This window comes from Kitasatospora sp. NPDC002551, assembly GCF_040296005.1.
In the GTDB taxonomy this organism is placed as follows: Bacteria; Actinomycetota; Actinomycetes; order Streptomycetales; family Streptomycetaceae; genus Kitasatospora.
On the sequence record NZ_JBEOWI010000073.1, the window covers coordinates 20,049 to 33,840 of the forward strand.

A 13,792-nucleotide genomic window follows, 5' to 3' on the forward strand; every position below is an offset into this window, starting at 1 on the left:
GGTTACTCCGGGAGGTGCGGTTCGGTGGGCTGGGCGGCCAGGGCCTGGGAGGAGCGCGCGGCGAAGTCGCGGTCGCCGACGAGCACGGCGTCGACGCCGTCGCGGTCGGCCAGGCGCACCTGGACGGCTTCGCGCAGCGAGGTGGGGAGGTTCTTGCCCACGTAGTCGGCGCGGATGGGCAGCTCGCGGTGGCCCCGGTCGACGAGGACGGCGAGCTGGACGGCGCGCGGGCGGCCGATGTCGTTGAGGGCGTCCAGCGCGGCGCGGATGGTGCGGCCGGAGAAGAGCACGTCGTCGACCAGGACGACGAGCCTGCCGTCGATGCCGCCGGGCGGGATCTCGGTGTGCTCCAGGGCGCGGGCGGGCTTCAGCCGCAGGTCGTCCCGGTACATGGTGATGTCCAGGGTGCCGAGCGGGATGTCCTGGCCGGTGATCTGGGCGAGCCGGGCGTGCAGCCGCCGGGCGAGGTGGACGCCCCGGGTGTGGATGCCGAGCAGCACGACGTCCTCGGCGCCCTTGGCGCGCTCGACGATCTCGTGCGCTATCCGGGTGATGACCCGGGCGATGTCCGTGCCGTCCAGCACCTGGTGCGGCGGCCTCGGAGCGGATTCCTGGTGTGCGGTCATGCCGAAGCGGACCTCCTTCCCCGCCTCACGGGACGGGCCTTAAAGGATGTCTGGGGACGCCCCCGCCGGACTGCGGCGCGGGCTCCGGTCATCCTACCAGCGTGTATTCCGCGGCCAACCGACGGCCATCGTTCCGCTCCCCGTGGTTCACGCACCGGACGCACGGGTGATGCGGCCCATTCGCACGACTGCCCCATTCGGCTTGACGCAACTACCTCACTCTACGTAACCTCACAGTGAGTTACGAGACGGCCGTCGAACCCACCGGTAACGGCGTCGGCAATCGCCCGTGACCCACCACTGAACGCGAAGCAATCTCGTCCGGGGAGATCAATGTCCAGCGACTACGCGAAGCAGCTCGGAGGCAAGCTCCGAGCCATCCGCACTCAGCAGGGGCTCTCCCTGCATGGTGTCGAGGAGAAGTCCCAGGGGCGCTGGAAGGCAGTCGTCGTCGGCTCGTACGAGCGCGGCGACCGTGCGGTCACCGTGCAGCGGCTGGCCGAACTGGCGGAGTTCTACGGGGTCCCGGTGCAGGAGCTGCTGCCCGGCGGCACGCCCGGCGGCGCGGCCGAGCCGCCGCCGCGCCTCGTCCTCGACCTGGAGAGACTGACCCAGGTCCCGTCCGAGAAGGCCGGCCCGCTGCAGCGCTACGCGGCGACCATCCAGAGCCAGCGCGGCGACTACAACGGCAAGGTGCTGTCGATCCGCCAGGACGACCTGCGCACCCTGGCCGTGATCTACGACCAGTCGCCGTCGATCCTCACCGAGCAGCTGATCTCCTGGGGCGTGCTCAACCCCGACGCGCGCCGCGCGGTGCGCGAGGAGGACGCGAGCTGAGGCTCGCCGTACCGGCTCCGGCCGGTCTCCCCGCCGGTTCTCCCGTCCACGGGAACGGCGGACACCTGCAGAAACGTCACGGCGCGGCCCCCGCGAGGGGTGCCGCGCCGCGGCGTTCCCGGGGCGCCCAGGCGCCTCCGGGGCGGTCGCACCTCCCGGGCAGTCGCGCGCGCCCCCGGGGCGGTCAGGCGCTGCCGGGCGGTCAGCAGACCGTCTCCAGCCGGTAGCCCGGCTCGGCGGCCACCCCGTCCAGCCGCACCGGCCCCGCGGCGGGCGTCCAGACCCGGCCCTCGCTGGCCCAGGCCCAGGCCGTCGGGCGGTACTCCCCGCAGGCCGCGGCGCTGCCCTGGGCGCCGTGCAGCACCGCGAGGCCGGGCAGCTCGCGGGCCAGCCCGGTGCAGAGCACCGCGCAGAGCAGTTCGAGGTCCTCGTCGTTGATCCGCACCACGCCGTCCTCCCACTGGAGCACCCGGGCGGCCGCGGACAGCCGCCCGCCGGGAGCGTCCACCGACAGGCGCAGCTCGTAGACCCCGCTGCCGGCGCCGAGCAGCATCCGGCGGAACACCTCGGCGCCGCGCTCGTAGGCGCCGCGCACGAGGTCGTCGCGCTCCCCGGAGAGCCGGCCGTCGAGCAGCAGGTCGGCGTGGCGCAGGGTCAGGCCGTTCTCGCGGGCCCGGACCAGCCGGGGGACGAAGTCGCCGGCCAGCTCCTCGCCCTGGTAGGCGAGCAGCTGGGTGCGCAGCGGCGGGTTGACCAGGTAGCGGTCGCGGGCGGCCGGCTCGGCCGGGTCGAGGCCGTGCAGCAGGCAGAACTCCGCGAAGTCCTGCGGGTGGAACATCCGGGCCCGGACGGTGTCGAAGCGGCGCCGGGCGTCGGCGAGCAGTTCGGCGGTCTCCTTGAGGTACTGCTCGTGGTCGGGCGCGTCGGACAGTCCCCAGGCGCGGGCCCGTTCGAAGTCCGCGGGGCTGGTGAGCACACCGATCACGAAGGCCTGGCCGGCGCCCTCGGCCCGCTGCCGCTCGCAGGTCCCCTCCCGGTCGGCGGCGCGCGAGCGGGCCCGGGGGCGGGCACCCGCGGCGGTGCAGTCGGGGGTGCGGCGGGCGCGGCCGTTGCGGCTCATCGGGGCTCCTCGGACGGGGCGGACGGGGCGGCGGCGGGTGGGACCGCCGACCTTGTCCTCCCCCGCCCCGCGTGGCGCACACGTACGACGTGTCACAGGACTGTAACCGAGGGTGAATCGGGCGCTTGGGGTCACGCACGGTTGTGCGGCCCGCCGCTCACGCCCCGCGCACCCGCCCCACGCGCGGCGCGCCGGTCACTCGCCGTGCACGCCCGCTCACACCGTCCCGGCCGGGGCCGCCCCCGCGCGAGCCGAGGGCCCACCGTCGAGCGGGCGAATCACCGGGGCAGCCGGGCCAGTTGGCGGGACTGGGCGACCAGGCGGCCGGTCTCGTCCCAGACCTCGGCGTCCTCCTCGAAGTACCCGCCGGCCACGTTCCGGGTGGCGTGCACCAGCCGCAGCCAGCCCGGCGCGGGCTTGGCGCGCAGGTGCACGGTCAGCTCGACGGTCGGCGCCCAGCCGGGCATCCCGAGGTCGAAGCTGACCGGCGGCAGGGCGTCGGCGGCCAGCAGGAGCAGCAGCGGGTCGGGGTCGCGGCCGTCGGCGAGCCGGAACCAGCCCTGGATCCGGCCGGTGCCGGAGGGCTGCCCGAGCGCCCAGCCGATGGTGGCCGGGTCGAGCCGCATGTCGAAGCGCTCCAGCAGGGCGGCCTGGGCGATCAGCTCCCTGGGCGCGTGCTCGACGCCGATGCACTGGTCGGGCGGCGGCAGCTGCGGCGGGACGGCGCTGGTGCGCACCTCGCCGTCCTGGGCGGCGAGGTCGCCGTGGGTGGCGACCACCCGCAGCCGCTCCACGCCGTCCTGGCTGAGCGCGGCGGTGCCGGTGGACAGCGAGCGGCCGGCGCGGATCACCTCGGTGCGCGCGGTGACCGGGCCGGGGGTGGCGGCGGAGAGGTAGTAGCCGCTGATCGAGACCGGGTCGGCGTGGCCGGCGCCCTCCGGGTGGGCGGCGTGCGCGAGCGAGAGCGCGTGGCCGGCCACGGCCAGCAGCAGTCCGCCGTTGACGCCGCCGCCGATCTGCCAGCCGGCGCCGAGTTCGCCGTCGTACCGGCCCGGCTCGTCCGGGTGCGGGGTGAGGGCGATGCCCTGGTCGAACTCGCTGCGGATCGCCGTGGTCATGGGGGTGGCCTGCCCTTCGCTGCGGGTCGCCGACGGGTGCGGGCCGCCGGCACGCCGGGTTACTGACGAGTAGGCACCACCATACGCCGCCCCGGTGACCATGCACGAGGGCCGCCGGACCGTTTCCGGTCGGGCGGCCCTCGGCGCGGCGTGCGCGCGGTCAGCGGCGGATGCCGGGCTTCAGCTCCAGGAAGCGCGCGAGCATGCCGTTGACGAACGCCGGGGAGTCGTCGGTGGAGTACTCCTTGGCGATCTCCACGGCCTCGTCCAGGACGACCGCGTCCGGGACGCGGTCCTCCCAGATCAGCTCGTAGGCGCCGAGCCGCAGGACGTTGCGGTCCGCGATCGGCATCCGGTCGAGCGTCCAGCCGACCGCGTACTGCGAGATCAGCTCGTCGATCCGGCGGGCGTGCTGGACGTACCCCTCGACCAGCTCCATGGTGTACTCGCCGACCTGCGGGGTGCCCTCGTCCGGCTTGGGCTCCCGGGCCCGGGCCACCCAGTCGGCGAGGACCGTCAGCGGGTCGACCCCGCGGTGGTCGGCCTCGAACAGGATCTGGAAGGCTCGCGTGCGGGCCTTGGTGCGTGCGGACGACACGGACTTACTTCACCCGGCCGAGGTAGCTGCCGTCGCGGGTGTCGACCTTGACCTTCTCGCCGGTGGTGATGAAGAGCGGCACCTGGATCTCGGCGCCGGTCTCCAGCTTCGCCGGCTTGGTGCCACCGGTGGAGCGGTCGCCCTGGACGCCCGGCTCGGTCTCGGCGATGACGAGCTCGACCGCGGCCGGGAGCTCGATGTACAGCACCGCGCCCTCGTTCACGGCGACGAGCGCGTCGAAGCCCTCCAGCAGGTACTTGGCGGCGTCGCCGACGACGACCGGCTCGATGGCCAGCTGGTCGTAGGTGTCCATGTCCATGAACACGAAGTTCTCGCCGTCCTTGTACGAGAACTGCATGGTGCGCTTGTCGACGTTGGCGGTCTCGACCTTGGTGCCCGCGTTGAAGGTCTTGTCGACGACCTTGCCCGTCAGGACCTCCTTGAGCTTGGTACGCACGAAGGCCGGGCCCTTGCCGGGCTTGACGTGCTGGAACTCGACGACGGACCAGAGCTTGCCGCCCTCCAGCTTGAGGACCATGCCGTTCTTGAGATCGTTCGTGGAAGCCACGGGCGCACTTACTCCTGGATATAGCTGTCAAGGAACCAAGGGGTCGCGTCCTGTGGCACACCTGCGTCACAGGGCGAGGAGCTCCTTGGTGGTGATGGTGAGCAGCTCGGGCCCGCCCTCCTCCAGGGGGCGCACGACGAGCGTGTCCTCGATCCGGACCCCGCCCCGTCCCGGGAGGTGGACCCCCGGGCCGACGGTGACCGGCACGCGGCTGTCCAGTTTACCCATGTCCGTGGGACCGAGGCGCGGTGCCTCCCTCATCTCCAGGCCGATGCCGTGGCCGACCGGGTGCGGCGAGCCCTCGGTGTGCCCGGCCGCCCGGAGGATCTCCCGCGCGGCCCGGTCGGGCACGCACTGCTCGACCCCCGGCCCGAGCGCCTCCCGCCCGGCCCGCTGCGCGCGGAACACCAGCCGGTGCAGCTCCACCTGCCAGGGCGCCGGCGCCGCCCCGATCACGAAGGTGCGGGCGGTGGAGACCCCGTAGCCGCGGTACTGCGCGCCGAGCACCACGGTCAGGAAGTCGCCCTCCTCCACCCGCCGGTCGGTGGGCTGGTGCGCCTGCTGGCCGGAGTGGCTGCCGGTGCCGACCGAGACCGGGAAGGCCGCCCGGTCCGCGCCGTGGTCGATCATCCGGCGCTCCAGCTCCATCGCCAGGTGCCGCTCGGTGCGGCCGACCAGGATCGACTCCAGCAGTTCGCCGAGCGCCTGGTCGGCGATCTCCGCGGCGATCCGCAGGTCGGCGATCTCGTGCTCGTCCTTGACCACCCGCAGCCGCTCCACCGCCTGGCCCACGTCGCTCAGCCGCACCCCCTCGGCCAGCCCGGCCACCGCCCGGTGCCGGGTGACCGTCAGGTCGTGCTCCTCCACCGCGAGCCCGGCCACCCGCAGCCGGGCCGCGGCGGCGGCCGCGGCCAGCGCGGTGTCCGCCCCGGCCGCCACCGGCAGCTGGGTGACCTCGGGGGCGATCAGGTGCTCGCCGGTGTCGTCCGGCGGCAGGTCGTCCGGCAGCGCGAGCAGCGCCCGGTCCCGGGTCAGCAGCAGGCTCGCCCCGCACGGCGGGCACCCGGTGAGGTACCGCACGTTCGCCGCCCGGGTGATCAGCGCCGCGTCGGCCCCGGACGCACCACAGTGCTCCCGCAACCGCTCCCGCCGGCCCGCGTACCCATCAGCCATGCGTCGAGCCTACGAACCCGCCCCCCGATCCGCCCGCCGAACGCCCCCACCCGGGCCCCGCCCCGGCGCCGAGCCGGGCCCCGCTACAGCTTGCTCGCGGGCGCGTACTCCGCGCCCCCGGCGGGCTTCGGGGCCCACTTCTTCTCGACGCCGGCCAGGCGCCAGTAGGCGATGGCGGCGGCCCAGACCACCACGAACAGGCCGACGATCGCGTAGCCGACGTTGTCCAGGGAGATGTCCGCGATCCAGCCGGTCACCGGGTCGGTGAGGTCCAGCTTCTCGTGGAGGACGCCGACCAGTTCGATGGTGCCGATGATGAAGGCGACCGCGATGGACAGGCCGGTGATGGTCAGGTTGTAGTACACCTTCCGCACCGGGTTGGAGAACGCCCACTGGTAGGCGAAGTTCATGAAGGTGCCGTCCAGCGTGTCGAACAGGCTCATCCCGGCCGCGAAGAGCAGCGGCAGGCAGACGATCGCGTACCAGGGGAGGCCGGAGGCCGCGCCCGAGCCGGCCATCACCATCAGGGTGACCTCGGTCGCGGTGTCGAAGCCCAGGCCCAGCACCATGCCGACCGGGAACATCTGCCCGGGCCGGGTGATCGAGCGGGTCGCCCGGTTCAGCACCCGGGCCAGCAGGCCGCGGGCGTTCAGGTGCTCCTCCAGCTCGGCCTCGTCGAACCGCCCGGCCCGCATCGAGCGGAACACCCTGAGGATGCCGAACAGCGCGGCCAGGTTCAGCGCGCCGATCAGGTAGAGGAAGACGCCGGAGGCCGAGGTGCCGACCATGCCCAGCCACTGGTGGGTGGTCGAGTCGTCGTCCATCAGCGTGTTGGCCAGCTGCGCGCCACCCGCCACCAGGGCGGCCATCAGCACCACCATCGAGGAGTGCCCGAGCGCGAACCAGAAGCCCACCGAGACCGGGCGCTTGCCGTCCGCCATCAGCTTGCGGGTGGTGTTGTCGATCACCGCGATGTGGTCGGCGTCGAAGGCGTGCCGCATGCCGAGGGTGTAGGCGGTGATGCCCAGGCCCACCCCGAAGACCTGGGTGCCCACCTCGTACTTCTCCGGTGCGACCAGGAAGATCAGCGTGCCGAACGCCACCACGTGCATGGCGAGGATCACGCCCATCAGTCCGGCTGTGCGCAGGGTGTCCTCGCGGCGCCAGCGGAAGGCGGGCAGGGCGGCGGGCGGCGCCGCGGCCGCGGCGGTTTCGGGCAGGGTCATCTGCGGATCACGCTCCAGCACCTCGTGGAAAGACTTCGTGAGATGCCGCGGCCGGTCTCCTGGCTGACGGGGCTCCCGTACCCGCCTTCCCAGCCGCGCGAGGCGCCCAGTGGCGTCGTGGGTACGGACACTCTCCCCCGATCACAGTGGCGAGGGCCGCTCCGGACTGGGACCCCTGAGGGTCCGTCACCGGTCTTCCCGAGCACCACGGCGGGGAACACGGTAGGGGCCAGGGACAACGCTTGCAAGGCTGCGCACCTGCGCAGGTGTCCAGGATCACAGCCCGCCGCCTGCCAGAATGGGCCGTATGCATCTCGTACCGGCCGACCGCGCGGGCCACCGCACCATCGACGGCCACCGGGTCTGCGAGGCCATCGCCGCGATCGGCGACACGGCCCACGTCCGCTCCTGGGCCGACCGCTTCGCCCTGCTCGCCGACCCCGGCAGGCTCGCCCTCCTGCTCGCCCTGCACCGCACCGGCCCGCTCGCCGTGACCGACCTCGCGGTCGCCACCGGCATGCGCGACCCCGCCGTCTCCCAGGCCCTGCGGCTGCTGCGGACGGCCGGTGTGGTCGCCGGGGAGAAGGAGGGGCGTGTCGTGCGCTACCGGCTCGTGGACGCCACCCTGCGCCCCCTGCTCGACCAGTGCGCCGGTGACGCCCCCGCCGCGGCGGCGGGCTGACCCCCCGTCCGGCGTCCGTCCGGACGCCGCGCCCGGCCGGGCCCCGTTGCGTACGATCATGACGTGCTGAACCGCCGCCGGCTCCGGGCCCGGCCCGACGACGACCGCTGGAACACCCGGCCCGCCCGGGCCCGTGTCCTGGCGGTGGCCCGCACCCTCACCTCGGCGACCCGCGTCCTGGACGTCCTCACCCTGCTGCGCGAACTGGACGGCATCGGCTTCTCCGTCACCGTCAACCCCGGCTCCGCGTTCGCCGCCGGCCTCGACGACTACCTCCGCGCCCAGCCCGGCCTGACCGTCCTGCCCTGGCGGGACGCCGTCCGCCGGCCCTTCGACCTCGCCGTCGCCTGCGCCGTCCACGCCTCGATGCACCGGCTGCGCGCACCCCTCGTCGTCCTGCCGCACGGCGCCGGCTACAACCGCCTGGTCCCCGAGTCCACCGGCGACACGGTGACCTCCGCCGGGCTCTCCCGGCGCGAGCTCACCCACCGCGGCCGGGTCTTCCCCGCCGTCATCGGCCTCTCCCACCGGGAACAGTTCGAGCGCCTGCGGGCCGCCTGCCCCGAGGCCCTGCCCCGCGCCCGCGAGGTCGGCGACCCGTGCTTCGACCGGATGCTCGCCTCACTCGCCGCCCGCGACGGCTACCGGGCCGCCCTCGGCGCGGTCGACGGCCGCCGGCTCGTCGTGGTCAACTCCACCTGGAGCGAGCACTCGCTGCTGGGCCGCCATCCGGGCCTGCCGCTGCGACTGGTCGAACAGCTGCCCGCCGACGAGTACGCCGTCGCCGTCGTCCTGCACCCCAACGTCTGGGCCCGGCACGACCCGCGCGCCCTGCTCGCCGCCGCCGAACGCCGCGGCCTGCGGCTCGTCCCGCCGGACCAGGGCTGGCAGGCCACCCTGATCGCCGCCGACTGCGTGATCGGCGACCACGGCTCGGTCTCCTTCTACGGCGCCGCCCTGGAACGCCGCACCCTGCTGGTCGCCACCGGCGCCGCCGAACTCGACCCCCGCTCCCCCGGCTACGCCTTCGGCCAGACCGCCCCGGCCCTCGACCCCGACGGCGACCTGCTCGCCCAGCTCGAACGGGCGATGGCCGACCAGGACCCGGCCGCCCTGCGCCCGGTCACCGACCGCTCGCTGGGCCGGCGCGGCGAGTCCGCCCGGCTGCTGCGCGACCTGCTCCTCGCCCACCTGCCCGGCATCGAGCAGCCGCCCGGTGACCCGCAGCCGCTGCCCTACCCCCGGCCGGTCCCGCTCGCCGCCGAACGGCCCACCGCCTACGACGTGGTGGCCACCGGCGAGGGCGACACGATCCACCTGCGCCGCTACCCCGTGGGCCCCGGCCACCACTCCCCGCGCGGCTTCCACGCGGTCGCCGACGAGGAACCCCGCCTCGCCCTGCGGCACACCGCCGAGGTGCTGGCCCGCACCGAGGCCGACGCCGAGCACCCCGCCGAGGCCTGGCTGGCCGCCACCGCCGCCGAGCTCCCCGGCCTCGCCGTCGCGGTCGCCGCCCTCGGCCCGGCCCGCCACCTGGTGCGCCTGCCCACCGGGCTGCTCCTGGAGGCCCACGCGGAACGCCCCTGGGGCGCCCCCGACCCCCGCCTCGACCCGCTCCTGCTCGGCTCCGCCGTCGCCCACCGGCTCACCGCGCCCGCCCCGCCCACCGCCGGCCCGGCCGGCCTCCCCGACCGGCTGACCCTGCACACCGGGCCCCACCGCACCACCGTCGCCTTCACCCCCCGGCCGAGCCGACCCGGCTGACCCACGACGGCAGGCCCACGGCGGCAGGCCCGCGACAGCCGACCCGCGACGACGCCCCTACCGCCCCCTCAGCTCCCGCAGGCGGGCCCGGTTGCGCTCGGCCAGCTCCGCGTCGCCCAGCTCCTCCGCGAGTTCGACCAGCAGCACCCGGGCGGCCTCCTCCTTCCGGGGCTGGCCCAGCTCCCGCGCCCGCCCGGCGCCGCGCTCCGCCGCGCCGACCGCCGCCGCCGGGCGGTGCAGCGCCCGCTCGGCCCGGGCCTCGACCAGCGGCAGCCGCATCAGCATCGGGGCGTCGCCCTCCCGTTCGGCCAGCTCGCCCGCCTCCCCGAGCACGGCCAGCGCCTCCTCCGCCCGCCCTGCGGCCACCAGGGCCTGGGCCAGGTTGTAGCTCTGCACCACCACGCCGTGCGCGTCGCCCTCGTTGGCCTGCCGGGCCAGGGTGAACAGCTCCACCGCCCGCTCCGGCCGCCCGTCGGCCAGGCAGAGCAGGCCGTCCGTCTCCCACAGCACACCGGCCAGCCGCGGCTCGTCCACCTGTGGCAGCAGGGCCGCCGCGGCCGCCAGCTGCTCCGCGGCGAGCGGGTACCGCGCCTGCTCGTAGTAGGCGCGCCCGAGCTGGTTGCGCATCCGGATCACCGCGTCCGGCCGGTTGTCCCACTGGGCCGCCTCGACGGCCAGCAGGTGGCTCTCGACCCAGTCTCCGTAGTGCTTGCGCCCGTGGTAGAGCGGCCAGAGCGACTCGCACAGCCGCCACACCTCGCCGTGCCACCCCTGTTCGGCGGCGGCCCGCACGGCGCCCAGCAGGTTGGCCCGCTCGCTCTGCAGCCACTGCAGCGCGTCCGGCCCCGACCCGAACCCGGGCAGCGCCGCCGCGTCCCCGCCGCCCGCGGGGGGTGCGCCGCCCTCCCGGAGCCGACCGCTCTCCCGGAGCCGGAAGCGGTCGCCGATCGCCCGGTCGGCCAGCGCCGCGCGGCCCCGGTAGTAGGCGACGATCCCGGCCAGCAGCTCCCGCCGGCCGGGCAGGTCGCGGACCACCCCGGCCGCGTGCAGCCGCACCAGGTCGTGGGCGCGGTAGCGGCGCTCCGGCCCCTCCTCCGCCACGTCGTCCAGCAGGTGCGCCGAGCGCAGCTCCGCCAGCCCGTCCGCGACCCGCTCCACCCCCACCGCCTCGGCCAGCTCGGCCGAGACCAGCGGGCCTGGGTTGACGCCCAACAACCGGTAGAGCTGCCGGGTGTGCTCGGGCAGCCTCCCGTGGACGGTGTCCAGGACGTCCCCGACCGCCCCCTCCTCATTGCTCAGCGACGACAACCGGTGCTCCTTGTCGGTCAGTTCGGCCAGCACCCGGTCCACCCGCAGCTCGTCGCGGTCGAGCAGACGGAAGCCCACCGCGTTCAGCGCCAGCGGCAGGCCGCCGCAGAACTCGACCAGCCGCGCCAGCTCGTCGTCCGTCCCCCGGCCCGGGCCCAGCCAGCCGCGGACCAGCTCGCTCCCGGCGCCGGTGGTGAGCGGGTCCAGGCGCAGCAGCTCGGCGCCGTCCAGGGCCAACCCGGGCAGCCGGCGCCGGCCGGCGGCCACCAGCAGGCCGGTGGCGGGCAGCAGCGCCCGGACCTCGGCGGCGTGCTCGACGTTGTCCAGGAAGACCAGCACCCGGCGGCCGGCGGCCGTCGCGGTGCGGAACGCCGCCGCCCGTTCGGCCAGGGTGTCCGGCACGTACGGGAGCCCGAAGCCCCGCAGGAAGCCGCCGAGCACCTCGCCGAGGTCCGCTCCGCCGTGGTGCCGGTGGGCGGCGAGGTCGGCGTAGAGCTGACCGCCCGGGAAGTGCGCCGTGGACCGGGCCGCGAACTGGGCGACCAGCTCGGTCTTGCCGACGCCGCCGAGCCCGGTGAACACCACGACGGCCGGCCGGACGTCGTCCAGCCGGCCGAGCGCCGCCTCCAGCCGGGCGAACTCGCCCTCCCGGTTGACGAAGGCCCGGCGCGGTCCGCGGATCTGGCGCGGCACGGTGGGTCCGGGCGCCGCCGTCATGACGATCGTGCCGGCCTGCATCACCGTGCCGTGGACCGTGCCCGACACGGTGTTGACCGTCCGGTGGCCGTCCGTCATCAGCGCGCTCCCTCTGCCGGGCCGAATGCCGGCCCCAGCCTACGGCCGAACCCGGCCCGGGATCACGCGCTCGCGCGGGCCGGCTGGCAGGTGGGGCACCAGAAGAGGTTGCGCGAGGCGTGCTCCTCGGTGCGGACGTCCGTGGCGCAGACCAGGCACGGCAGACCGGCGCGCCGGTAGACGTAGACCTCGCCGCCGTGGTCGTCGACGCGCGGGGGGCGGTTCATCGCCTCGGGCGTGTGCTCCGGGCGGACGGTGTCGATGCGGCCCGCGCCGACGCCCTCGCGCATCAGGGCGACCAGGTCCGCCCAGATCGCGTCCCACTCGGCACGGCGCAGCGAACGGCCGGGCAGCTGCGGGTCGATGCCGTGCCGGAACAGCACCTCGGCGCGGTAGACGTTGCCGACGCCGGCCAGCACCTTCTGGTCCATCAGCAGCGCGGCGATCGTCGTGCGGCTGCCGGCTATCCGCCGCCAGGCCGCGTCCGGGTCGGCGTCGGCGCGCAGCGGGTCGGGGCCGAGGCGGGCGGCCACGGCGGCCTTCTCGGCATCGGTGATCAGTGCGCAGGTGTTGGGACCGCGCAGGTCGGCGTAGTGCTCGTCGTTCTCCAGCCGCAGCCGGACCAGGCCGACCGGCTCGGGCACCGGGCCGTCGCCGACCTCGCCGAAGGTGAAGCCGCCGTACAGGCCGAGGTGGACGTGCACCCAGGCGTCCTCGCCGAAGCCGAGGAAGAGGTGCTTGCCGACGGCCTCGGCCGCGGTCAGCTCCCGCCCGTCGATCAGCTTGGCGCCGTCCGCGAACCGGCCCTGCGGGCTGGCGGCGCGGACCGGCCGGCCGCCGAAGGCGCGGTGGTTCTCGGCGGCGAGGCGGTGGATGATGTGGCCTTCCGGCACGGGCGCGGCTCCCCCCGGTGGTTCGTTCTGGACCCGTCCATCATCGCAGCCGGCACCGACAGTCCGGCCCGGCCGCCGGGGCCCGCGCGGCCGCTCAGCGCACCGGGATGCCCATCAGCCGGGCCAGGATCACCCGGTCGAGTTCGGCGGCCGTGGCGGCCACGTCCAGGTGGGAGTTGTCGATGATCGGCAGCCCGGAGTTGTACCAGCCGGCCATCCGCCCGTGGATCCGGGCCACCTCCTCGTCGCCGAGCCGGCGGTTGCCGCTGCGCCGGGCGTTGCGGCCGAGCACCGAGTCCAGGCTGGGCAGCAGCACCACCGGGATCATGCCGGGACCGATGTGCCGCTTCCAGCCGCCGAGGCCGATGGCGGGGCGGTCCGGGAAGACGGCGTCGTCGATGATGCAGGAGATGCCGTTGGCGAGGTAGTTGCGGCAGGCGAAGCCGCAGGTCCGGCGGGCGAGCCGGTACTGCGCCTCGGAGGCGTTGTTCCAGCCGGACTGCGGGTTGGCGAAGCCGGACTGCACCCACTCGCGGACGTCGTCGAGGCTGATGTGCGCGGTCGGGGTGGGGCGCCGCTCGGCCCAGTGGCGGGCGACGGTGGTCTTGCCGGCGCCGGCCGGGCCGATCAGCAGCACCGCGATCGGCCCGGTGGCCGCGTGCTGCTGCGGCGGGCGGGCGGGCAGCTGGACGGGCGCACCGGACGGCAGCAGGAAGTGTCCGGTGGACCCGGCGGGCACCGGTGCCACCGGAGCGGGCGCGGGGGCCCGGGCCGGAACGGGCGCGGGGACCGGAGCGGCGGGCGGGGCCGGCGGCACCACGGGCACCGGAACGGTGGGCGGCCCGGAGGAGGCGGCGGGGGCGGCCGGCGCGGCCGCGGGGTACGCCGGAGCCGGTGGGACCGGCGCGGCGACGGGACGCGGGGGGACGGGCCCACCCCCGGTGTACTGCGTCACGGTCACCTCCCGACTCACCTTCTGCGGGGACACTACACGGCGGTGCGGCGGTGGACACAGTCCGCCGCCGCACCGCCCCTGGTCGCCGGCCCCCCCCGGCCCCGGCCCGGGGCGGCGGGCCGCCGCCCC

At 75.4% G+C, this 13,792-nt stretch carries 13 protein-coding genes and 1 riboswitch; of the genes, 3 read left to right on the forward strand and 10 right to left on the reverse strand.

Annotation, left to right across the window (positions count from 1 at the left end):
• Nucleotides 1-2: 2 nt before the first annotated feature.
• Nucleotides 3-626 (reverse strand): bifunctional pyr operon transcriptional regulator/uracil phosphoribosyltransferase PyrR, encoded by a 624-nt coding sequence (pyrR, locus tag ABT093_RS36260; protein WP_350571572.1) that lies wholly within the window; start codon nt 624-626, stop codon nt 3-5.
• A 333-nt stretch (nt 627-959) separates the two neighbouring features.
• Here pyrR and bldD point away from each other — a divergent pair, with 333 nt between their 5' ends.
• Complete coding sequence (gene bldD / locus ABT093_RS36265; RefSeq protein WP_030056198.1) at nt 960-1,463, forward strand: transcriptional regulator BldD; 504 nt, start codon at nt 960-962, stop codon at nt 1,461-1,463.
• 202 nt (nt 1,464-1,665) lie between these two features.
• Here the strand turns inward: bldD and ABT093_RS36270 are convergent, their stop codons facing one another.
• From ABT093_RS36270 to nicT, 6 genes are all read right to left on the reverse strand, one after another.
• Nucleotides 1,666-2,583: a DUF8829 domain-containing protein gene (locus tag ABT093_RS36270; RefSeq protein ID WP_350571574.1), complete on the reverse strand. Its 918-nt coding sequence runs from the start codon at nt 2,581-2,583 to the stop codon at nt 1,666-1,668.
• 278 nt (nt 2,584-2,861) lie between these two features.
• Nucleotides 2,862-3,701 (reverse strand): thioesterase family protein, encoded by an 840-nt coding sequence (locus ABT093_RS36275; protein ID WP_350571575.1) that lies wholly within the window; start codon nt 3,699-3,701, stop codon nt 2,862-2,864.
• 160 nt (nt 3,702-3,861) lie between these two features.
• A complete protein-coding gene (nusB, locus tag ABT093_RS36280; RefSeq protein ID WP_350571577.1) occupies nt 3,862-4,299 on the reverse strand; it encodes a transcription antitermination factor NusB in 438 nt (145 codons plus the stop codon).
• Between the two features lie 4 nt (nt 4,300-4,303).
• Nucleotides 4,304-4,867: an elongation factor P gene (gene efp, locus ABT093_RS36285; RefSeq protein WP_350571579.1), complete on the reverse strand. Its 564-nt coding sequence runs from the start codon at nt 4,865-4,867 to the stop codon at nt 4,304-4,306.
• Nucleotides 4,868-4,933: 66 nt separating this feature from the next.
• Complete coding sequence (locus tag ABT093_RS36290) at nt 4,934-6,040, reverse strand: M24 family metallopeptidase (RefSeq protein ID WP_350571581.1); 1,107 nt, start codon at nt 6,038-6,040, stop codon at nt 4,934-4,936.
• A gap of 83 nt (nt 6,041-6,123) precedes the next feature.
• Nucleotides 6,124-7,266: a Nickel transporter NicT gene (gene nicT / locus ABT093_RS36295; protein WP_350571583.1), complete on the reverse strand. Its 1,143-nt coding sequence runs from the start codon at nt 7,264-7,266 to the stop codon at nt 6,124-6,126.
• Between the two features lie 32 nt (nt 7,267-7,298).
• A riboswitch (cobalamin riboswitch) is annotated at nt 7,299-7,491 on the reverse strand.
• 82 nt (nt 7,492-7,573) lie between these two features.
• Here nicT and ABT093_RS36300 point away from each other — a divergent pair.
• Entirely contained in the window at nt 7,574-7,948 is a 375-nt protein-coding gene (locus ABT093_RS36300; RefSeq protein WP_350571584.1) for an ArsR/SmtB family transcription factor, read from the forward strand.
• A 63-nt stretch (nt 7,949-8,011) separates the two neighbouring features.
• Nucleotides 8,012-9,712, forward strand: coding sequence for a hypothetical protein (locus ABT093_RS36305; protein WP_350571585.1), 1,701 nt, complete (start codon nt 8,012-8,014; stop codon nt 9,710-9,712).
• 57 nt (nt 9,713-9,769) lie between these two features.
• On the opposite strand, the gene ABT093_RS36310 is transcribed toward ABT093_RS36305, so the two are convergent.
• The 3 genes from ABT093_RS36310 to ABT093_RS36320 form a co-directional block, all read right to left on the reverse strand.
• Nucleotides 9,770-11,815 carry a hypothetical protein gene (locus ABT093_RS36310; protein WP_350571587.1) on the reverse strand — a complete coding sequence of 682 codons (2,046 nt, stop codon included), beginning with the start codon at nt 11,813-11,815 and terminating at the stop codon, nt 9,770-9,772.
• Nucleotides 11,816-11,877: 62 nt separating this feature from the next.
• Nucleotides 11,878-12,708: an Fpg/Nei family DNA glycosylase gene (locus tag ABT093_RS36315; RefSeq protein WP_350571589.1), complete on the reverse strand. Its 831-nt coding sequence runs from the start codon at nt 12,706-12,708 to the stop codon at nt 11,878-11,880.
• A 94-nt stretch (nt 12,709-12,802) separates the two neighbouring features.
• Nucleotides 12,803-13,681, reverse strand: coding sequence for an AAA family ATPase (locus ABT093_RS36320; protein WP_502884391.1), 879 nt, complete (start codon nt 13,679-13,681; stop codon nt 12,803-12,805).
• Nucleotides 13,682-13,792 lie beyond the last annotated feature (111 nt).